We start from the raw sequence: 21,495 nt of genomic DNA, 5'->3' as shown, positions 1-21,495 counted from the left end.
CAGCCGAAAAAAAAGGCGCCCAAGGGCGCCTTTTTTTACTGGCCAAGTCGCAACTACAAACTCAGCACTTTCTCGCCACGGGCAATACCCGACACACCACTGCGCACTACTTCCATAATGGCAGCTTCGCCAACGGCCTCCAGGAAGGAGTCCAGCTTATCCGCCGCGCCGGTCACTTGAATGGTGTAGACACTGGGGCCGACGTCGACGATCTGGCCGCGGAAGATGTCAGTGCAGCGCTTGATCTCGGCGCGCTGCGCACCTGTCGCCCGCACTTTCACCAACATCAGCTCACGCTCGATGTGTGCGCCCTCTGACAAATCGACCAACTTCACCACATCGACCAAGCGATTGAGGTGCTTGGTGATCTGCTCGATCTTGTGATCGTCGCCAACCGTTGTCAGCGTCAGCCGCGACATCGTTGGGTCTTCAGTCGGCGCCACATTGAGCGTTTCGATGTTGTAGCCGCGCTGAGAGAACAGCCCGACAACACGCGACAGTGCGCCGGGCTCATTTTCCATAAGTACTGAAATAATCCGCCGCATTAGGTTCGCTCCGTTTTGTTCAACCACATGTCGCGCATCGAGCCATTCGGGGCCACGTGCATGGGGTACACGTGCTCGTGCGGGTCAACATGAATGTCCATGAATACCAACTCATTCTTGCGGGCGAAGACTTCTTTCATCGCCTCTTCCAGATCACTCAGCTGCGTGACCTTAACCCCCGAGTGCTGGTAGGCCTCGGCCAGCTTGATAAAGTCTGGCAATGAGTCTTCATAGACACTTTCTGAGTAACGGCCGTCGTACTGCATGTCCTGCCACTGCTTAACCATGCCCAAGTAGCCGTTGTACAAGTTCAAGATTTTCACGGGAATCTTGTACTGCGCACAGGTAGACAGTTCCTGGATATTCATCTGAATACTGCCTTCGCCGGTAACGCAGGCAACGTCCGCATCCGGGAAGGCCAACTTAACGCCCATCGCGGCTGGCAGACCGAAGCCCATGGTTCCCAAACCACCGGAGTTGATCCAGCGGCGCGGTTCGTCGAACTTGTAGTACTGCGCGGCAAACATTTGGTGCTGACCTACGTCCGAGGTCACAAAGGCCTTGCCACCGGTTACCTTGCAAAGCGTTTCGATAACCTGCTGAGGTTTGATGTAGGGCGTTGTCGTATCGTAGCGCGGCGCCGTCCACAGGCCGTGGTGGTCACGCCATTCATCGATCTGTTTCCACCAGTGGCCCAGCGCGTCTTGATCCGGCAGCGTAGGTTCCTCGGCACGCAGCTCACGCACCAGCGCAATCAATTCAGTTAATACCGAATCGACGGGGCCAACGATGGGAACATCGGCGTTGACCGTTTTAGAGATCGCCGCCGGGTCAATATCGATGTGAATGATCTTGGCACCCGGGCAGAACTTGCTCGTGGTATTGGTCACCCGGTCATCAAAGCGCGCGCCCACCGCCAGAATCACATCGCTGTGGTGCATGGCGTTGTTGGCTTCGTAGAAGCCGTGCATGCCGAGCATCCCCAGGAACTGGCGATCACTACCGGGGTAAGCACCCAATCCCATCAACGTGTTAGTAACAGGGAAATTCAACTCCTGGGCCAACTCGCGCAGCTGCGGCGAGGCATTGCCTTGCACCACACCACCACCGGCGTAAATAACCGGACGCTTGGCAGCCAGCAGCAAGCTCGCCGCCTTTTTAATTTGCCCACTGTGGCCACGGCTCGCTGGCGTGTAGGAACGCAGCTTCACCTTCTTCGGGTAGTTGTACTCGTACTTGTCGTGGGGGTTGGTGAGATCCTTCGGCAGATCCACAACAACCGGCCCGGGGCGACCACTGGAGGCGATATAAAACGCCTTCTTGATCATCTCGGGGATCTCTTCGGTTTTCGTCACCTGGAAGCTGTGCTTCACAATCGGCCGAGAAATACCGAGCATGTCGGTTTCCTGGAAAGCGTCCTCACCGATCAGGTGACTCATCACCTGCCCGGAAAGTACCACCATGGGAATAGAATCCATATAAGCTGTGGCAATACCGGTAATGGCATTGGTGGCTCCGGGGCCGGATGTCACCAGCACCACACCGGGCTTACCCGTGGCACGGGCATAACCGTCTGCCGCATGGGTGGCCGCCTGCTCATGACGCACCAGAATATGCGGCACCTTACAACTTTTGAAAAGCGCATCGTAAATATGTAACACCGCACCGCCGGGATAGCCGAAGATGAATTCAACACCTTCGTCTTCCAAAGCACGTGCGATCATTTCGCCGCCAGATAACAACTCCACTGAAAGACCCTCGCTTCAGTTTGAAACTTAAATTCCGTCGCCACGCCTCCGGCTGCCCACCGGAAACGCTCAATGTGAACGCCTAGATGCCGAAACACATACCTTCCGAGCACATTTGCTGGTGCTCGGGCGAATCGCCTAATGCCGCTGCTAGCGGCTATCTTTGCTTTGCGGGGTACGCAAAGCGGGCAATCTCGCAACACAGGTCATGTGTCTGCAGAGTGAATGGAACTACCTTGAGTAGCAGTGCAACAGCTTTAGTCACACTCTGTATATTGGCCGCAGGTAAGCAGCGCGGAAAACAGCCATCGCCACCCTAATTGGGAGGACGGTATATTTTTTAACCTCGCCCGTTTTTTGTCAAGGTAATGCGTCGCCAAGACCGTGTTTTTTCTGGCAATCTGGCTGTTTTGTGGTTTTGTGACAGCGCTTTTTGCGACCCAGGGAGAATCTGCCATAATCAGCCCATCAATTATGTTGTTGTGGCCGCTGAGTATGCGCAAAAATTTGCTGTTTTTATCCCTGATAAGTGTGAGCTTATTGACCAGCCACGCCGCCCTTGCGGCCAAGTCCGGTTACTACCGCTGGACCGATGCAGAGGGCGAGGTGCACTTCAGCCAAAAACCTCCGGTAGGGAAAGCCTACGAGTTTATCGAGTCGCAAACCGGAAAGCGCTCAGCCGCGACTGAAAGCGCTAACGACTCAACAACGAACCCACCCGAGTCCGAGCAAGACTTACCCCAGGACGCAAAAATGGAAGTGCTTCCGCCCAAGGACCCGGCAATTTGCCAGCAGGCGAAAAGCAATATGCAATCACTGAATGCCGCCGGGGCACGAATTCGCGCAACCGGGAAGAATGGCGAAGTTCGCTATCTGACGCCGGAAGAGATTGAGGTGCAAAAGCTGCGTGCCCAAGACGCGATTAACGTGCACTGCGAATAACGCCCTCTGTTAAACACGTTGCCACGCCCACCACAAACCTATGGCGGCAACCGCAAGTAATACAGCGGGATACACCCAGCGGCTATAAAGGGGCTTTTTCTGGCAGTACATGAGAAGAGGCACCAGAGCCACCGTTACAGCTAATTGCGCAGCCTCCACACCAATATTGAAACTGGCTAATGCCAGAACAGCACTGCTGCCCTCATCCATTAACCCGGCCAACATACTGGCAAAACCAAATCCGTGAATGAGCCCAAACGCCCCCGCCAGCTGCCATTGATAGCGATGGTGTTCGCCGACCAAAGCGGCCAACGCCGCGACGCTTATTGATAACGCGATGACTATTTCAACAGGCTGGATAGGCAACTGCCACCACCCGAGGGTTGCTGCAGATAACGTAATACTGTGAGACACCGTAAAAGCCGTCACGACGCCTGCGCAGCGCCATAGCAACGGTCTAAGCGACTCATCTCCGGAGGATGCCTTTACCAAAGGCAATAGCAAGGCCAACAAAAAGAGAAGGTGGTCGTAGCCCAACACCATGTGCAGAACGCCTTCCTTGAAGAAGGCCGTTACGGTCGCCCAGGGCCCATGAGACTGTATACCCAGGGCTCTTTCAGAAGGTGTCAGTACACCGAGTTGCGGCTGCTCTGCCACATCATTTCGGTAGAGCAGCCTGTGAAGTGGGTCGACATCAAAGAGTAAGTCGTAATTCAGCGTCAGCCTTTCCGGTTCAGAGAAGCAAGGTGACTTAAGCTCCCACACGGCATAATACTCGCCGCTGTGGCTCGCCACACCCAGGCGTTGCAAGTCGAGGGGGCAACCCCCGCCTTCTCGCGTCACGCGGATGCCTTTCAGAATAGACGCCTCAAGCCCCGCCTCCGCACCGCGAAGCTCCTTGGCCGTCACCCGCCCATCCACCGGATTTGTATCTAGATTGTAAATCCGCTGCAAATCTTCCACGGCAATATCGAGCCGCCATTGCTCCGAAGCGATATACAGATAACTGTCACTATTTTTATGCGCAAATAAGCTGGTACTGGCAAAGCAAAGAAAGAGAACAAGCCATCGACTCATTGTTGTGCTCCCACTGCCGACCGACTGCGCGCCAGTAACTGCTCGCCCGGCCACTCACGCTGCTCTTGCCAATTGCTGCTAGCAACACGCAAAGCCATGTCCGGCTTCTCTACAACATCGAGCAAAAAATGCGCGTAAGCGCGCTTGTGGAGCCGCTCCCCACGCCACTGAGCATCCTCAAATTTTTCGAGGAGTTCCGCCTTCAACTGTAAATACTGCTTTGTATAATCCGCTTCATTGGTTGCTGCCAGACTCTTTAGCGCGACCGCCCGACAAGTGAGTACGCCATCTGAGAGCGCTCCCTCGCTGATATCCAGTACCAACGCGTACTCGCGCTGCTGCAATGCCGCAAGGCAAAAACGACCACGCGCGTATTGATCATCCGGCAACAGCGCAGCGGCGGAGCGCCAGAGCGCGAGCGCATCTGCTCGACGGCCTCGGTCAGCCAAGTCAGCTAGGCTGACCAATGACCAGTGTAATTGGGGGCCTGTGCCTTGCAGCATTTTTGCTCTTACGAGCCCCTGCAGCGCCTCGAAAGCTTGTTCAATATCACTGGTAAGTCCACGCAAGTATTCGCGGCATGCTTGGGAATACAACGACGGGCTGACGACGCCCAGTTGCTTACAATGCGCTTTCGCGCCATCGTATTCGCCTCTCACAACGGCCAGGTTCATGAGGGCAAGCAACGTTTGCTCATACTGGGCGCTGACCTCAAGTTCACTGACGTCGCGAAGCGCTTGCACGGCCCTATCGAGACCTTTCTGAGCCTCGTTGAACTTATGAAGACTCTCGGCGATTTGAGCCTTTAAAAAGTGAAATCGCCATTTTAGAAGAGGGGAAAGACCAGTCGAAGTGTCTAGCTTGGCTAATACTGCGCTGGCCTCGCCCAGGCGCCGAGGATTACCCTCTCGTCGGTATTCTTGGAGATAATTTTCCACTAAGGCCAGCAGCTCTGCGGGCGACCTATCCGCACTGACCACAGACTCAGGCTTAGCCTCAACTTTAATTAATTCAGTACTCGGCGCGGGCCAGGACACCTCTGGAAAGGCGTAAAGACTCGCGCTAAAAACCCCAATAAAAACGGTAAGGATGAGTCCTTTCATATTATTTACTCAATAATAAAAAAGGGCAGCCTAGCTGCCCATGCCTGCCCGTAGACTGGCTAGCGAATAAAGCCGTCGAAAGACTGCTTATCCAGTGTTTCAGGCTTAATATCGTTGACCTCCACAGGCGCGTCATTCGGCTCCTGAGAAAAGGCCTGTGCAAAAGTGACAGCAAAGACGCCATCGCGCTTGGCTTGCGCGGGTCCATCACCGTCGTCGTCAAGTGAGCACGCCGACACCGCTGCCGCCATAATTGCTATTACGAGTCGCTTTTTCATAGGTAAAGTCCTCGTATTATTCAGGGTGAACCCGCAATGGGCGTAGCGAGATAGGGGAAACCGCCGAGATAATCAAAGCGGTCAGGCTTCGCCCCGTCATTGACAACGGCGCCAGCATTCACGACCACCGGTGCCGCCCCTGACAAGTCGCAAGTCTGCAAACCATTGGGGTTGGCCCCGGTAATCGCGCCCTCGGCAACACTTAAAGCAATGTCAACGACATCATCTACCGGGCGGCGCCCATTCGGGAAACCCGCTAAGTCACAATCCAAAAAGCCCAACTCCCCCTGACTCACTAACGCCGTAGGCGCGATCGCGGTATTCAAGCGAAGCATCTCGCCTGGCTGTGCGGAATCTGCTTGATTCAAGCCATTAACACCGGTCACGAATGCCGCTAGCAAATCGCTTCGCGGTGTGTCGGGTACGACAGTAGCTCCGGGGAACAGAACATCTACCAGGACTGGTAGCGTGGGATACAAAACATAAGCGCCGAAGTTTTCAACGTCATCTTTTGGATGGCTGGCGTTAAACTTGTCTTTATCCGTGATCCCGATGACCACCTCATTGACTAGCGGGCTACCCAGGCGAGACACCTGAGTCCAGGCACCACCTTCCACACTGGGTCCCTGCCCATTGGCCGAGGCTGTCGGCCCGACGGGCTTGGAGTTCAGCAGTCGCGCCTGCGGCTTACTTGCCGTTGTCCAGGCACCAATAACGGCTTCGCTGCCAGCGGTCACACAACTGATCGGCAGTTCGAGCGCCAGCGACGTTACGTTTTTATCGCCAATAGTATTTGAAGCACTGTCTCTAGCACCCAGAGGGTTAAGATTCACTTGGTCAAAGACTTGCCCTAGGTTTACAACAAACCCTTCTTGGCGCTGGCCGACAAACATCTTGCCCGGAGACATGCACCCGGGAATATTAATATCGTATACGAATTGCGAGGCGTAGCCTTCGTAGTCAGGAATGGTCTTGTTGCCGATATTGTCTACCGGCTTTGCGAAGCTTGTAGACCCGTCAGCCAGGTTCGAAACCGGCGTCGCGTTACCACTGCGGCGTGGTCCGGCAACCAGCTCCACAGAGAAAGTCTCTACGACATTCAGCAATCCCGTACTCGTGCCGCTGCCACCTCCAACTGCGGCTAACGGGACCTGTACCAAAATGTCATTGCCCTGATCGTCCTCACCGGTTTTAACCTTACCCGCATCAATCAGCCCTGCCGCTGATGCTTGGCCGTAGGCATTACTGAACTGGAACTGAAACGTCAGATCCTCAACAGCGTCGCCATTATTGTCTATGTGAATTTCATAGAGCGCTTGTGGGTCCATAGTGAAGTAATTAGGGCCGCCGTAGGCGTCTTGAAGTGGCTGATAATTGGCGATCAACGTCACGAACCCGTCACGCCCAGCCTCGTAGCTGCGGAACATGTAGAAGTCAGTACCGTCAACCTTGGGAGAAGACGCTATGAACGGCGCTTCTCGGTGGCTTGACGCTAGGACTTGGGAACTAAATATAGTCCCGAGCACAGCTAGTGCCAGGCTACTTTTGACAGGGGAACCCATAATATCACCTCGATTACGTACACGGTTTTATAATTGTTTACCGTCAACGCGTACGATATGAACGAGCGTTTCGATCACCAGCTGAATGGACAGGGCAAAAAAAAGCCCGGTGAATGCCGGGCAATTGATAAGGGTGGGTGGGTATGTTTTGTCGCAGGCCTACTGTAGCGTAGCCGCTTTAAATGCCAATTGATCTCCATCAATTTCTGCGCAAATTTGCTGCCCCGGGGTAAATTCGCCCTGCAGCAGGCGCTGCGCCAAGGGGTTTTCCAGCTGCTGTTGTATCGCGCGCTTGAGCGGGCGAGCACCAAATACGGGGTCAAAGCCCACATCCGCCAGACGATCCATCACCGCATCGCTGAGCACCAGTGACAACTCCCTTTCGGCCAGCCGCTTATTGAGTATCTCCAGCTGGATATGCGCGATTTCACGCACTTGCTCTCTGTCCAGCGGCTCGAATACCACCAGCTCATCGACGCGGTTAACAAACTCTGGACGGAAGTGGCCGGACACCACGTCGAGCACCGCGGAACGAATCGCCGGGTAGTCGCTACCGCCGCGCGTCATTTCCTGAATCACGTCAGAACCCAAGTTCGAGGTCATCACAATCACCGTGTTGCGAAAATCCACCGTGCGACCCTGACCATCGGTCAGGCGGCCATCGTCGAGCACCTGCAGCAGGATGTTGAACACATCGGGGTGGGCCTTTTCAACCTCATCCAGCAACAACAGCGAATAGGGGCGACGACGCACCGCCTCAGTAAGGTAGCCGCCCTCTTCATAGCCGACGTAGCCCGGAGGCGCACCAATTAAGCGAGCGACCGAGTGCTTCTCCATAAACTCCGACATATCGATACGGACCATCGCCTCTTCGCTGTCATACAGGAAGGTTGCAAGCGCCTTGCACAGCTCGGTTTTACCCACACCGGTTGGCCCAAGGAACAGGAACGAGCCATTGGGGCGATTCGGATCACTCAGGCCCGCGCGACTGCGGCGCACCGCATTGGAAACCGCGTCCACCGCTTCGCCCTGCCCGACAACGCGTTTGTGCAGCGCCTCTTCCATGCGCAGCAGCTTGTCTTTTTCGCCCTCCAGCATCTTGCTGATGGGAATACCCGTCCAGCGCGATACCACCTCGGCGACTTCCTCGTCCGAGACCTTGTTACGCAGCAGCTGCATTTCGCCGTGCTCTGCGGCATCTGCCGATGCAAGACGCTTTTCCATATCGGGGATCACGCCGTACTGCAGCTCCGACATCTTGGTTAGGTCGCCACTGCGACGCGCAGCTTCCAGATCCAGCTTAGCTTGCTCGAGCTCACTCTTAATCTGCGCGCTGCCGTGCAGGGTCGCCTTCTCGGCCTTCCAAACTTCGTCGAGATCGGCGAATTCCTTCTCCACTTTATCGATATCGGCATTGAGCAAGGCGAGTTGCTTCTTAGCCGCCTCATCGTCGTCTTTCTTCACCGCTTCACGCTGAATTTTCAGTTGAATCAAGCGGCGCTCGAGCTTGTCCATCACCTCGGGCTTGGAGTCGATCTCCATGCGAATACGGCTGGCCGCTTCGTCGATCAGGTCGATGGCTTTATCCGGCAACTGGCGGTCGGTGATGTATCGCTGCGACAGTTTGGTCGCCGCAATAATGGCGGAGTCAGTAATATCGACGCCGTGGTGCACCTCGTAGCGCTCTTTCAGGCCACGCAGAATCGCGATGGTGTCCTCTTCAGAGGGTTCGTCCACCAAGACTTTCTGGAAACGACGTTCAAGCGCCGCATCTTTTTCGATGTATTGGCGGTATTCGTCCAGCGTTGTGGCGCCCACACAGTGCAGTTCACCGCGCGCCAGCGCAGGTTTGAGCATATTGCCTGCGTCCATGGCGCCGTCAGCTTTACCGGCACCGACCATGGTGTGCAGTTCATCAATAAACAGGATGACCCGCCCCTCTTCCTTGGCGAGTTCGTTGAGCACCGACTTCAGGCGCTCTTCAAAGTCACCGCGAAACTTTGCGCCGGCAAGCAGTGCACCCAAATCCAGAGACAGCACGCGCTTGTCTTTTAAGCCCTCGGGCACCTCACCGTTAATAATGCGCTGCGCCAAGCCCTCAACGATGGCGGTTTTACCCACGCCCGGCTCGCCGATCAGCACCGGATTGTTCTTGGTACGGCGCTGCAACACTTGAATTGTGCGGCGTATTTCATCGTCGCGGCCGATCACCGGATCCAGCTTGCCCGACTCAGCGCGCTCGGTCAGATCAATGGTGTATTTATCCAAGGCCTGACGATTTTCCTCGGCCGATGCGTCGTTCACCGACTGCCCCCCTCGCAATTGTTCTATCACGGATTCAAGGCGGCTTTTCTCTATGCCAGCCTCTTTCATCACTTTGCTAATCGACGTCGCCGACTCCAGCATCGCCAACACCACCAGCTCGCTGGAAATGTAGGCATCGCCGCGCTGCTGGGAAAGTTTGTCGCTGATATTAAATACCCGTGCCAGGCCCTGCGACACATGAACATCGCCAGGGTTGCCCTCGACACGGGGTAGCTTGTCCAGGGCGTCATTGACCGCAGCGTCCAGCGCAGCGGCATTCGCCCCAGCCTGGCTGAGCATGGGTTTAACCGCGCCGCCGGATTGTTTTAGCATCGCCGCCAACAGGTGCTCGGCTTCAATATATTGGTGGTCGCGTCCCAGCGCCAAGGATTGGGCATCTTGCAGCGCGGTTTGCAGTGAGTTGGTAAATCGATCTATACGCATTCGCGGCTCTCCATCCATGCGGCCCAGCTCACGCAGAGCGATAACCGCACTATTAATAAGGTCTTTCTATTTACTAGATGGGGGTGCTCCGCTGGCTTTCAAGCCCGGCGGGAGAGATTTTTAGTTATCCCGCAACAGAATAATGCTGGCCTGGCGCCCACACTGGGGCTGTCGTCGATAGGAGTAGAACAGGTCGTCGTCGGCCACCGTGCAATACTCTCCTCCATAGATGGCGTCGACGCCCAGCGATTTCAACTGCAGCCGCGCTAATTGATACAAATCGGCGAGGTATTTTCCAGAGTGGCCGGCTATCGGCGCAAAGGCGGCGCGAATGGCCGCGCTATCTGGGCCGGTAAATTGGCTTTCAAACGCCTGCAGCACCTCTTCGCCAACTTCAAAATGCTGAGGGGAAATCGCCGGCCCCAACCACGCCATTAATTGCTGAGCGGGGCGATCAAACGCGGCAACGGCATTGGCGACCACACCGCTACACAGGCCACGCCAACCCGCGTGAACAGCGGCCACCTGGCGCCCCAGCCGGTCGCAGAGCAATACCGGGAGACAGTCGGCAGTTAATACGGCCAGCGCCTGGCCGATGTCAGTTGTGATGGCCGCATCAGCATCGGGCAGCGCCTGCACATCGGCCCGAGATCGATACACTACGGTGCCGTGGGTTTGGTTCAGCCATTGGATACGACGCAAGCCCTGCGGCTGTAATTGGTGGAAAAGCGCCGCGCGGTTTGCGGCGACCGCCAGCGGCTTGTCGTTAACATGCTGGGCAAGATTAAAATCCGCATACGCCCCTTCACTGGCACCGATGGTGCCCGCTGGCGCGTGCCGCGTTGTGGTCAGCGCGATCACATTATCGGGCGCTGGCCAGGCGGCGTGAATCACAACTTTTCCTCAGCATCCAATACGGCTAGTAGAGCTTGCATGTCGTCGGGCAAGGGCACTTCCCAGCTCATGGTATCGCCACTTATGGGGTGCTCGAGTTCAAGTTTACGGGCATGCAGCGCCTGCCTGGGAAAGCTGCGCAGCATATTCACCAGCTCATCGCTCGCGCCTTTGGGCAAGCGCGGCCGACCGGCATAAGTCGCGTCGCCCACCAAAGGGTGGCGAATATGGGCCATATGCACACGAATCTGGTGGGTGCGGCCCGTTTCAAGAAAACAACGCACATGGCAGTGGTCGCGATAACGCTTTTGCAGGCGATAATGCGTAATCGCCTCCTTGCCGCCAAACTGCACCACCGCCATTTTTGTGCGCTGCTGGGGGTGACGCCCCATTGGCTCCTCAACCTTACCCCCACCGGTCATGCTGCCCATCACAACGGCGTCGTATTCGCGGTGAACATCGCGCGCTTGCAGCTGCGCCACCAAGTCGGCGTGGGCTTGCAGCGTTTTGGCAACCACCATGAGTCCGGTGGTATCGCGGTCAAGACGGTGCACGATACCCGCGCGCGGCACACTATCAATACTCGGGCAGTGACTGAGCAGGGCATTCAGCAGGGTGCCACTGGGATTACCGGCACCCGGGTGAACAACCAGGCCAGCGGGCTTATTGATCACGATAATATCGTCGTCTTCATAGACGATATCCAGCGCTATCGCCTCGGCCTCAAAGCGCCCCTCGGGTTGCAGCTCCGCTTGCAAGGTCAGCACGTCGCCTTCGTGAACTTTGTCCCGGGGGCGGCAGCTGCTGTGATTGGCCGTTAATTGACCGCCTTTTATCCAGCTTTGCAGGCGCGATCGCGAATATTCAGGGAACAAGGCGCTGGCGGCCTGGTCGAAACGCGCATAGTTGAGGTCGGCGGGAACGATTTCCTGGCGATTGATGGTTTCTGTCATAGTGATTCTCCGAGGCCTTCTTTATACCACTGACACGCTGTGGTTAAATAGCAGGCCCTCGCAAATGCGGGGTTCTTCCGCCATTTGGAACGGGTAAATGAAAGCGTTTAACAAGCTCCTAGCACTCCTTCTCATCGCCACCCTCGCGGGTTGCGCCAGCGAACCTGAACGACAGGAACTGTCGGAGCGGGAGATATACGAAACCGCGCAAGGCTACCTGAACAGCAAGAACTTTTCACTGGCTATTCAGAACCTGCAGCTCTTGGAAAGCCGCTACCCCTTTGGCCCCTATGCCGAACAAGCGCAGCTGGAGATTATCTACGCCTACTATCGCGGCGGTGACAACGAGGCAGCAATCGCCGCTGCCGATCGCTTTATTCGCCTGCACCCACAGCACGAGAAAGTGGATTACGCCTACTACATGCGCGGTCTCTCGAACTACACCGAGGGCGAGGGCCTGCTGGAGCGCTTCATCCCCACTGACATGACGCAGCGCGACCCGGGGTCGGCGATCCAATCCTTTGAAGATTTTCGTCAGCTGTTGCAGCGCTTCCCAAACAGCGTGTATGCCGATGATGCGCGCGCCCGGATGATCTACCTGCGAAACCGTCTCGCGCGCTACGAGATCAATGTGGCGAATTACTACTTTAAGCGCAAAGCCTATTTGGCCGCGGCCAATCGCGGGCGCTATGTTATAGAAAATTTGCCTCAAACGCCGGCTGTTCCCGATGCGCTGGCGGTAATGGTACAGGCTTATCTGCTGTTAGGTATGGATGATCTGGCGGAGCAGTCACTTGCCGTGTTGCGCAAGAACTATCCCGACCATCCCAACCTGGACAAGAACGGTAACTTCATCAGCGAAGTCGGTATCGAACAGGAAGGCTCATTTATCAATAAAGCCACCTTCGGCCTGTTTGACCGCTATGAGCCGCCGCGTTTTGACAACCGCAGCAAGAGTGAAGAATAGGTCGTCGCGACAGCGGGGTACAAAAAAAGGGCGCCATAGGCGCCCTTTTTTATTTCCGGTCTATCAATCGCCAATCGGCCATTTCTGAGTGATGGGGTAGCGACGGTCACGCCCGAAGCCTCTCTCGGTGATGCGCGTACCGATCGGCGCTTGCCGGCGCTTGTACTCGTTTAAATCGACAAGGCGCAGTACCCGGTACACGGTGTCGCGGTCAAAGCCATCGGCGATAATCGCTTCAGCGCTTTCATCGCGCTCGATATAGCGCTCCAGGATTTCATCCAGCGTATCGTAGGGCGGCAGGTTGTCTTCATCTTTCTGATCTGGCGCCAACTCGGCCGAGGGCGGCCTGTCGATAACGCGCTGCGGGATCGCTGGAGAGCGGGTATTGCGATAGCGAGCCAGTTCAAACACCCGGGTTTTGGCGACATCTTTCAGTACGTCAAAGCCACCGGCCATATCGCCGTATAGCGTCGAGTAGCCGACCGCCACTTCGCTTTTGTTGCCCGTGGTGAGGACCAGGTAGCCCTTTTTGTTGGAGATCGCCATCAACAGAACACCGCGACAGCGAGCCTGCAGGTTCTGCTCCGTGGTATCGACCTGGGTGCCGGCAAACTCGTCGGCCAACGTCGCCATGAAGGCGTCGTACATCGGCTCGATCGACAGACAGGAGTAGCGCACACCCAACATATTCGCCTGTTCCTCGGCATCTTCAACGCTCATGGACGCCGTGTAGCGAAAGGGCATCATCACCGCCTCCACGCGCTCAGGGCCCAGTGCGTCAACGGCAATCGCCAGCGTCAAACCGGAATCAATACCGCCTGACAAACCCAATACCACGCCCTTAAAGCCATTTTTCTCAACGTAGTCGCGCACCCCCAGCACCAGCGTTTCGTAGACATCGTCCAGCACCGGTTTAAGGTCGGTCACCGCCCCTTCATCAATGCTCAGCGAGCCGTCCTGCCAATGTGCCGTAACACAGGCTAAATGCTCGACATAGGCGGGGCTTCGCGCCAGTAACTCCCCCTCTTTGGAAACCACCATCGACGCGCCATCAAACACTAACTCGTCCTGACCACCCACCAAATTGCAGTAGACGATGGGCATTCCGCCTTGCCAGGCCCGTTGCGCCAGCAGGGCTTCGCGCTCTATCTGCTTACCTGCATGAAAGGGCGAGGCGCTCATATTCAACATCAGCTGTGCACCGGCGGCTCTGGCAGCCGCGGTGGGGCCATCCTGCCAGATGTCTTCGCAAATACTCAGCGCGGTGGGCACACCAAACAGGTCAAAGACGACGCTTTCACGGCCTTCTTTGAAATAGCGCTTTTCATCAAATACGCGGTAGTTCGGCAAACATTGCTTGTGGTATTCGTGGAGCAAACGGCCGCGGAAGAACACCCCAGCCGTGTTATACAAACCTTGATCTCGGCTGCGCGGATAACCGACAACGATATAGGTCTCTTTCGCCGCTTTGGCAATGCGCGCCAAAGCGCGCTCTACCCGATGGCTAATGCTACTGCGCAAGAGCAAGTCTTCGGGCGGATACCCCGTCACAACAAGCTCTGGGAACAATATAAGCTGGGGGTTGTGCGCCCGCACTGCCTCTTCAACGGCGTTGAGAATTTTGTCGGTGTTGCCTTCGATGTCCCCTACTACCGGGTTGATCTGAGCAGTAACAATACGAAGCGTGGTCATGAATCTGTGTATCCCCGTTAATAGGCGTTGGCTTACCGCAGTGCGCTGGCATTCTATCAAAACTCGCGATGTGCATCCGCAGGAATTGCCAGATACACTTATTGGCATTAGCCGAACGAGAGCATCATGCATAGCGCCAGCATCGACCACAGCCAACGCCGCGCCGTCATGCGGGTATATGCAGCGTACCGCCTGCTGCTAGCCAGCGCGCTGTTTTTCATCTTCATTTATGGGTTCAGTCAATCGGTGCTGGGAAGCACCGCCCCCGGCATCTATTCGCTGATTTCCTTTGCCTACTTGGCTTTTTCACTGCTCGCCTTGTTCCAGCATTTGCTGGCCAGTCGCCACTATCACGACACGGGGCTGTTCTTCGAGTTTTTCATCGACATTGGCTGCATCATGCTGATGAGCTACTGCTCTGCAAGTGCCGACTCTGGCCTTGCCTCACTGTTGATGGTTAGCATCAGCGCAGCAAGCATGACCTTACCCGCCCGCTTGTGCCTGTCTCTAGCCTCGCTGGCGACCATCAGTGCCATTGCCGAGGTCGCGGCCAATACCCTTTACGAGCGCGTAGAAACCCAGCAATTTATCGTCGCGGGCATGATGGGGATGGCCTATTTTTCAACAGCCATTGCCATTCGCTACCTCAGCCAACGAATTATTTCCGCTCAGCAGTTGGCAGAGCGTCGCCGCAGTGACTTAGAGCGGCTATCGCAAATCAACCAAAGCATTGTGCAGCGAATGCAGACGGGCATTGTGGTCATGTCACGCAGTGGCCGCATCAAGCTCTGCAACGCCGCTGCCGCAGAACTTTTGCAAGTCCCCTACCAACGCCGCCCCGATTCACTCTATGCCCCCCCGCAAATCACCGCCCTTACCGCACCGGGTAGCAGCTTGTCGAAAATTATCCAGCTGCAGCCCTCTGGGGTCGAGTTACATGTCAACATCGCCCAGCTGGACCAAGACAACGACGAAGATTTCCTGCTGTATATTGAAAATATCAGCAAGATCAATCAGCGCGCTCAGAACTTAAAGCTTGCCTCGCTTGGGCGCTTCACCGCCAGCATCGCGCATGAAATACGCAACCCTCTTTCGGCAATCAGCCATGCGGCGCAATTGCTCGCCGAAAGCCCTCACCTCGACGACGGGGATGCGCGCTTTGTCGGCATTATCCAAAACCATGCAAAACGCATGGACGATATTGTAAAAAATGTTCTCGAGCTGTCTCGCGGCCGCCTACCGAAACCCGAAGCCTTCGCGCTAATGCCGTGGCTGCAGCACTTTTGCCGGGATTGGCACAGCATTCACCAGGGGAAGATACAGCTGCTACCTGACGACTCACAATGCAGTAATGACACGGTTAACGTCGACCAAAGCCAGCTAAACCAGATACTGAGTAATATTACGGAAAACGGTATTCGTCATAGCTTGGCAGAGGCCGACACAGCCGTTATCCGCTACCGTTTGAGCAACGGTATTAGCGGCGGCGTAACACTGGATATCATGGATAATGGCCCCGGCATTTCTCAGGACAATAAAGACAAAATCTTTGAGCCCTTTTTCACCACGGAATCTCAGGGCAATGGACTCGGCTTGTACCTCTGCCGCGAGCTTTGCCTGGCGAACCAAATCGCCATTAGCTACCGGCGGGAACCCAGCGGCGACAGCTGTTTTCGATTACAATTCGCCCACCCGCAGCGCAGCGCGCTCCCCGATTGATACTGACAAGCCGATATGACACAGAAAACCGTACTCATCATTGACGACGAACCGGATATTCGCGAACTTCTGGAAATTACTATCAGTCGCATGGGCCTTCATACCGAATCGGTCGGCTGTGTCAGTGACGCTATCGCACTCCTGCAGCAAAACACCATTCAGCTTTGTCTTACCGATATCAAATTGCCAGATGGCTCGGGCTTGGACGTCGTTCACCACATCCAACAGCACTGCAGTGAAACTGCCGTTGCGGTGTTAACTGCCTATGGCAGCACAGAGCTAGCAGTTGAGGCGCTAAAGGCGGGGGCATTCGACTTTATCAACAAGCCGGTGTCTATAGATCAGTTGCGCAACCTGATCAAAACCGCCCTGCAGCTGGAGAGTAGCAGCGCCACCGCTATCGACAGTAGCCGCAACACCCGCTTACTCGGCGAAACCGACGTTATCAGCCGACTGCGCCAGCAAATCACCAAGCTTGCCCGCAGCCAGGCCCCCGTCTACATCAGTGGCGAGTCGGGCAGTGGCAAGGAAGTCGTAGCGCGCATGATCCACGCCAATGGGCCGCGCCGCAATGCTCCCTTTGTCCCAGTGAACTGTGGCGCCATCCCCGACGAGCTTGTCGAAAGTGAATTCTTTGGTCATGTTAAGGGCAGCTTTACTGGCGCTTATGGCGATAAGGAAGGCTTGTTTGAAGCAGCCAATGGCGGCACTCTCTTCCTGGACGAAGTCGCCGACCTGCCGCTGAATATGCAGGTTAAACTGCTTCGCGCTATTCAGGAAAAGGCGGTGCGGCGCATCGGTTCAAATGAAGAAATTTCCGTCGACGTTCGCATACTCAGCGCTACCCATAGAGACCTTTCCCGCGAAGTCGCCTCAGAACACTTCCGCAGTGACCTGTTCTACCGAATTAATGTTATCGAGGTCGCAGTACCCAGCCTGCGGCAACGGGTCAGCGACATCCCGTTATTGGCCAATTTTATGCTTGAGAAAATCGCTAGCGAGTGGGGTATACCGGCCCCTCGTCTCAGTGAAGATGCTCTCAATGCGCTGAGCAGTTACCCCTTTCCCGGCAACGTTCGCGAGTTGGAAAACATTATTGAACGCGCCGCAACACTTTGCGACGACGAGACCATCACTGCCAAGGACCTATCGCTCCCGGCATCAAATAGCAGCGTGAACCCGGATAAACACACCGACCACCTATCGGCCGCTATCGGAGACGTGGAAGGGTATCTTGCCAGTATTGAGCAAAACATAATCAATGCTGCCCTAAAAGCCCAACAGGGCAATAAGACGGAGTCAGCGAAGTTGCTGGGGCTCACCTTCCGGCAATTTCGCTACAAACTAAAGAAGTACAACCTCGACTAGTGAGCTCACAAAACTAAAAAGGCGGCCGAGGCCGCCTTTTTAGTTATTCGTAATACCAGTAGGTCCGTTTTCGCCCACCGGACAAGTCGAGCGCAGGGGTGCTGGGGTCAAAGGGTGATGGCCCCGCCCCACCAATCACAAAGGGCACGGTTTTCCCATCAATCGTCACGAGCCCGGCAATAGGTGACGGTGGAAGTCCACCACCAGAAAATTCATTTCTCTGCCGCTCACCTGTCACAAGATTCACAACATAGGCCCCAGCGTTACCTAAATTTGCACTGCAACTTTCAGCATCGGGCACATCCGGCTGGTTGGTACCAAAATAGACTTTCCCGGCAACAGCCAATGGTGCGTTAACGCCTTTTTCACCCACTAGCAGGTCAAAGTAATACCCTGCGACACCGCTATCCAAACCACTAAAATACAACTCGGTCGCACCTTCGCTGCCACAGGAAACAATGCCACCACTGCCGTCACTACACTGCAACGTGCTTTGGTCAACCAGGTCACTTACGGTCACCGCGGAGTGAGTCGATGGCATCGATTTGCCGGTATTTTTGTCCATAATCATGAAAAATTTATTTTCAACATTGTAGGCAAGTCCGGCAGTGGTACTGCTGGTATAAAGCGGGTGCTCACGGTCACCAGAGACCGCCACCACAGCGTCGAAGTTATTCGTCGGCACGACATCCGGGGCAAATAGGAATTTGCGAGCACTGTTGCCGCTGCCCCCCAGACTTGCGAACTTATTCACTTCAATGTCGCTAAAGGCGGTTGTCGCTGGGCTGGCTGCCTCAAGGTCAATGCGCCATATATTCCCGCCCACATCCGCCGCATAGAGGCGGTCGGTGAACCCATCTAAGTCCTTATCCAGAACCGTTACATCAGCGGGGAAAGATTTTGTCATCGCGGAAACGGTTTCACAGTGCCCACCTGATGCCAGCGTGACACCGGTGCAATCAGCAAGTGCGGCCCACAGTACTCCGCCGGTGAATGCGTCTAGGATAAGTACCCCACGCCCTTGGCTGTTTGTCGCCGGTGCGGGCTCTTGGTCCTCGGCAGGGTCGTAACCGGCGCCCAGTACCAACACCGGGTTACTGTGCCCCTTAATCAACGTTAATTGAGCTTGAGACCACGTCTGCCCCAATTCAGGCACTTGGCTATTTGACAACGACCACAAGTAACGGGGCTCAGCGACATTGCTGACATCTAGCGCGTAGAGCAACCGTCCACCACGGCGCGCTGACATAAAGATTAAGGACTTCCCTGACGTTGGCTCACCGGTGCGCTTGTCCTGCAAAATGGTGGTGTTACCGTCGAAGAAGTAATCGCGCGGCTGCGCGCGACTGTCGAGCACATTGGGGTACTTCACCAATGGGTCGTTATTAAACTGCCGTTTAAACTTGCCAAAGAACTCCGGTGCAACAAAGCTCCACAACTCTCCACCCGGTTGCACACCAGCTATATTACCGGTTTGATTACCATTGATGGCGTGGAAGTGCCCATCGTTGGAGCCGTAGAACACAACGACCCCAGTAGTGCCCCCGTAGTTGATAACCGCGGGGCGCGAGTGCAGGACATCGGCGTGGATCGAACCGCGCGCCGTGATCGGGCAATCACTACCACGCTGCTCCGGCGGGCATGGGCCGCGGCGGGTTTCGTTGCCGATGATGTCTTCTCCACGCACCCAATCAATGAGGGTTTCTGCAGTAAGTGACACCGCACTGCTGCCACAACTTACATTGTTGTTTTCCGCAAGCACGTAGTCGCCAAGCCTTAGCACATAGTTGTCGGCATCCGTAACCGCGATCACACTCCCAAGTACCGTGCCACTGAGCAGTTGGCTGTTATAGGTATTATCAGTAGAGCCAACACTGCAGCCTTCCAGCTCAACCTGGTCGCCCAACCCCAAACCATGGGCAGTTTGCGCAACGCGAGCGGCACGGCTTACTTCTACAATAACGGCGCCATTGTAAGTTTGGCCACTAGGGATGTTTTTTGAATTAACATCAAAGCTGGTGGCCGTGACATTACTAATGCTACATGGCGTTGCAAAAGTGCAAGTTTGTTTATTCGCCTGAAGGGACTCATTCCAGGCGTTCAGCATCACCACCTTGTCTGTTGCCGCATCTAACTGCGTACCGCCACTGCCATCGTGAGTGATAGTACAAGTAATATTATTCCCTTTACCCGAACAGCTTGTTGATATCGTTTCGCCATCGTCATAACGGCCAACACTTATCGATGCATTGCCGCCCTCTTCAGCAGCGCCCAACTCCGCATTTAGCTGAGACACCAGAGTGGTATTCGTCGTTTTAAACTCGGGCAGAGCCGACGTGCTCGGACAACCTCCGACACTGTTACAGGTATAGACTTTGCGGCCTGATGATGTGGTCAGGTTGTTCACGCGCAATAACTGACCCGCACCGCCTTTTTCCACTAAATCGCCGTCAGGGTGGTCAAAGGCAAAGCCCTCACCTTCCGGGCTATTGCGCCAAAAACCATCCAGTGGCCAGTCCGCCACCGCAGCACCCGACGCATCCTTGGGCGTGTTTGTGGTCCAAAAACTTATCGCGTCATCAACGATCGACCCCGTGATGGGATTAGTGACCGATGTCACCGCAGCCGAAATATCCTGCGTCGAGTCCGTGAGGACAATATTCCCGCCCGCATCAAACCCAAGCTGATACTGTTTAACGTTGCCGTTCCAGCGAGGTGCCGCATCGCTGTCGGGTCGAAAACTGGCGATATACACTTGGTTAAGAAAGGTACCTTGCGTGTTAGCACTAACGGGCAGCGTCGCTGATGAAAATGCACTGTTAATATCCTGCACTTCATTAAATATTTGGAGGAGCACCTCTGCCAGACCCGCATGATTATCGGCAGTCACCTTGAAGGCCTTGCCGCCGCCAACATTCGCCAAGTCTGCGAGGAAGTTGATCTCGCCAGCCAACTTTGTTTCTAAGTTAGGGTCGTAAACCGCGATTGAGTACGTAGTGACATTGCGGTCAGACTGGGTGCTATCGCTGGTATCCACGAGATTCATAAATTGCGTCCATTCATCCCCCCAGTATTTATTATTGGGCGAGTCTGAATTGGTAAGCTGTGTCACTGCTCGAGGGGTAGCAAAGAACTGGTATTGCGAAGAACTTGTTGCGTAAGAGAAAACATCCGTCAACTGGCTTTTCAGCAGAACGTCAGGGTTACCGGTACCATCCGCAACGTTAGCGTTCTGCTTTGTCGCATTTCCGATATATACCAACACAGCATCGCGACACTGAGTTGCGATGTCCGCCAAACCGGAATAGTCGACCCCCGAACATGACGAACTTAAACCATTGAGCATAGCCCAGCTCTCAGCTATCAAATCCCCCAAACGAGACTGGTTAGCCAAATGATTTTTACCAATACTCTTCAATCGGCTGATAAAGCCACTAATACCATCGCGATCCATCAAAGCTGGCGGCGATAGCAGAAAACCACAACGATCATCACCGTTACCAAGACCGGTGCCATTATCAAAGTTACTGAATCGGTTGGCGTTGAACACCATCAGCCCGACCTTAATCGCCCCCAAAAGGTAGTCATACTCTGGTTCGAGCAATGACAACATGGTATTCACCACCGCGCATTGTTCCATGCCCCCAACAGTGTCGCCTAAATTTGGCGCGGCACCATCATCGGCATAGGTGCAACCATGAGTGACATTAGCATTAGAATTGGCGCTGCTGTGCCAACCAAGCAAAACCGTCGGCGGGTTGGCCCCGCCAGGGGTAATCCCGGCAAACAAATCAATGTCTTCGGCATGTACCAGCGTAGGTACCGCTATAAAAATAAGCGACAGACAGATCCAACTAATCAGTGTTTTCATGGCCTTCACTCTTTCTAACGCCGGCTAA

Annotated in this window: 15 protein-coding genes; 4 read left to right on the top strand and 11 right to left on the bottom strand. The window is 55.2% G+C overall.

All coding sequences use genetic code 11. From position 1 onward, the window contains the following. Nucleotides 1-53: 53 nt before the first annotated feature. Nucleotides 54-545 (bottom strand): acetolactate synthase small subunit, encoded by a 492-nt coding sequence (gene ilvN / locus H573_RS0110420; RefSeq protein WP_027874223.1) that lies wholly within the window; start codon nt 543-545, stop codon nt 54-56. After that, complete coding sequence (locus H573_RS0110415) at nt 545-2,293, bottom strand: acetolactate synthase 3 large subunit (protein WP_027874222.1); 1,749 nt, start codon at nt 2,291-2,293, stop codon at nt 545-547. Before H573_RS0110415 ends, ilvN begins: the two co-directional genes overlap by 1 nt. A 495-nt stretch (nt 2,294-2,788) precedes the next feature. Between H573_RS0110415 and H573_RS0110410 the strand changes: the two genes are divergently transcribed. After that, nucleotides 2,789-3,235 (top strand): DUF4124 domain-containing protein, encoded by a 447-nt coding sequence (locus H573_RS0110410; protein WP_161624253.1) that lies wholly within the window; start codon nt 2,789-2,791, stop codon nt 3,233-3,235. A gap of 9 nt (nt 3,236-3,244) precedes the next feature. Here H573_RS0110410 and H573_RS17815 read toward each other — a convergent pair whose 3' ends face one another. From H573_RS17815 to rluD, 7 genes are all read right to left on the bottom strand, one after another. Beyond that, nucleotides 3,245-4,312: a HupE/UreJ family protein gene (locus H573_RS17815; protein ID WP_036256505.1), complete on the bottom strand. Its 1,068-nt coding sequence runs from the start codon at nt 4,310-4,312 to the stop codon at nt 3,245-3,247. Beyond that, a complete protein-coding gene (locus tag H573_RS0110400) occupies nt 4,309-5,415 on the bottom strand; it encodes a tetratricopeptide repeat protein (protein WP_027874220.1) in 1,107 nt (368 codons plus the stop codon). The genes H573_RS17815 and H573_RS0110400 overlap by 4 nt, the downstream gene beginning before the upstream one ends. Before the next feature lie 59 nt (nt 5,416-5,474). Continuing rightward, a complete protein-coding gene (locus H573_RS0110395) occupies nt 5,475-5,693 on the bottom strand; it encodes a hypothetical protein (protein ID WP_027874219.1) in 219 nt (72 codons plus the stop codon). A 20-nt stretch (nt 5,694-5,713) separates the two neighbouring features. Further along, nucleotides 5,714-7,255, bottom strand: a complete 1,542-nt coding sequence (locus tag H573_RS0110390) for a DUF4331 domain-containing protein (protein ID WP_027874218.1) — start codon at nt 7,253-7,255, stop codon at nt 5,714-5,716. A gap of 159 nt (nt 7,256-7,414) precedes the next feature. Continuing rightward, nucleotides 7,415-10,003: an ATP-dependent chaperone ClpB gene (gene clpB, locus H573_RS0110380; protein WP_027874217.1), complete on the bottom strand. Its 2,589-nt coding sequence runs from the start codon at nt 10,001-10,003 to the stop codon at nt 7,415-7,417. A 120-nt stretch (nt 10,004-10,123) separates the two neighbouring features. After that, nucleotides 10,124-10,897, bottom strand: a complete 774-nt coding sequence (gene pgeF, locus H573_RS0110375; protein WP_027874216.1) for a peptidoglycan editing factor PgeF — start codon at nt 10,895-10,897, stop codon at nt 10,124-10,126. Then, a complete protein-coding gene (gene rluD, locus H573_RS0110370) occupies nt 10,894-11,850 on the bottom strand; it encodes a 23S rRNA pseudouridine(1911/1915/1917) synthase RluD (RefSeq protein WP_027874215.1) in 957 nt (318 codons plus the stop codon). The genes pgeF and rluD overlap by 4 nt, the downstream gene beginning before the upstream one ends. A gap of 97 nt (nt 11,851-11,947) precedes the next feature. Between rluD and H573_RS0110365 the strand changes: the two genes are divergently transcribed. Next, nucleotides 11,948-12,817 (top strand): outer membrane protein assembly factor BamD, encoded by an 870-nt coding sequence (locus H573_RS0110365; protein ID WP_027874214.1) that lies wholly within the window; start codon nt 11,948-11,950, stop codon nt 12,815-12,817. 63 nt (nt 12,818-12,880) lie between these two features. Here H573_RS0110365 and H573_RS0110360 read toward each other — a convergent pair whose 3' ends face one another. Next, on the bottom strand, nt 12,881-14,509 hold the full coding sequence (locus H573_RS0110360; RefSeq protein WP_027874213.1) for an NAD+ synthase: 1,629 nt from the start codon (nt 14,507-14,509) through the stop codon (nt 12,881-12,883). A gap of 126 nt (nt 14,510-14,635) precedes the next feature. On the opposite strand from H573_RS0110360, the gene H573_RS0110355 reads away from it, so the two are divergent. Both H573_RS0110355 and H573_RS0110350 read left to right on the top strand, forming a co-directional pair. Next, entirely contained in the window at nt 14,636-16,228 is a 1,593-nt protein-coding gene (locus H573_RS0110355; RefSeq protein ID WP_027874212.1) for a sensor histidine kinase, read from the top strand. Between the two features lie 15 nt (nt 16,229-16,243). After that, a complete protein-coding gene (locus tag H573_RS0110350; RefSeq protein ID WP_027874211.1) occupies nt 16,244-17,596 on the top strand; it encodes a sigma-54-dependent transcriptional regulator in 1,353 nt (450 codons plus the stop codon). 43 nt (nt 17,597-17,639) lie between these two features. On the opposite strand, the gene H573_RS19035 is transcribed toward H573_RS0110350, so the two are convergent. Then, nucleotides 17,640-21,467 carry a pilus assembly protein gene (locus tag H573_RS19035; protein WP_027874210.1) on the bottom strand — a complete coding sequence of 1,276 codons (3,828 nt, stop codon included), beginning with the start codon at nt 21,465-21,467 and terminating at the stop codon, nt 17,640-17,642. Nucleotides 21,468-21,495 lie beyond the last annotated feature (28 nt).

The sequence above is a fragment of the Neomelitea salexigens DSM 19753 genome, assembly GCF_000422345.1.
Classification (GTDB): Bacteria; Pseudomonadota; Gammaproteobacteria; order Pseudomonadales; family Spongiibacteraceae; genus Spongiibacter; species Spongiibacter marinus_A.
The sequence above is the reverse complement of the archived record's forward strand: the minus strand, read 5'-3'. Positions and strand labels throughout refer to the sequence as shown.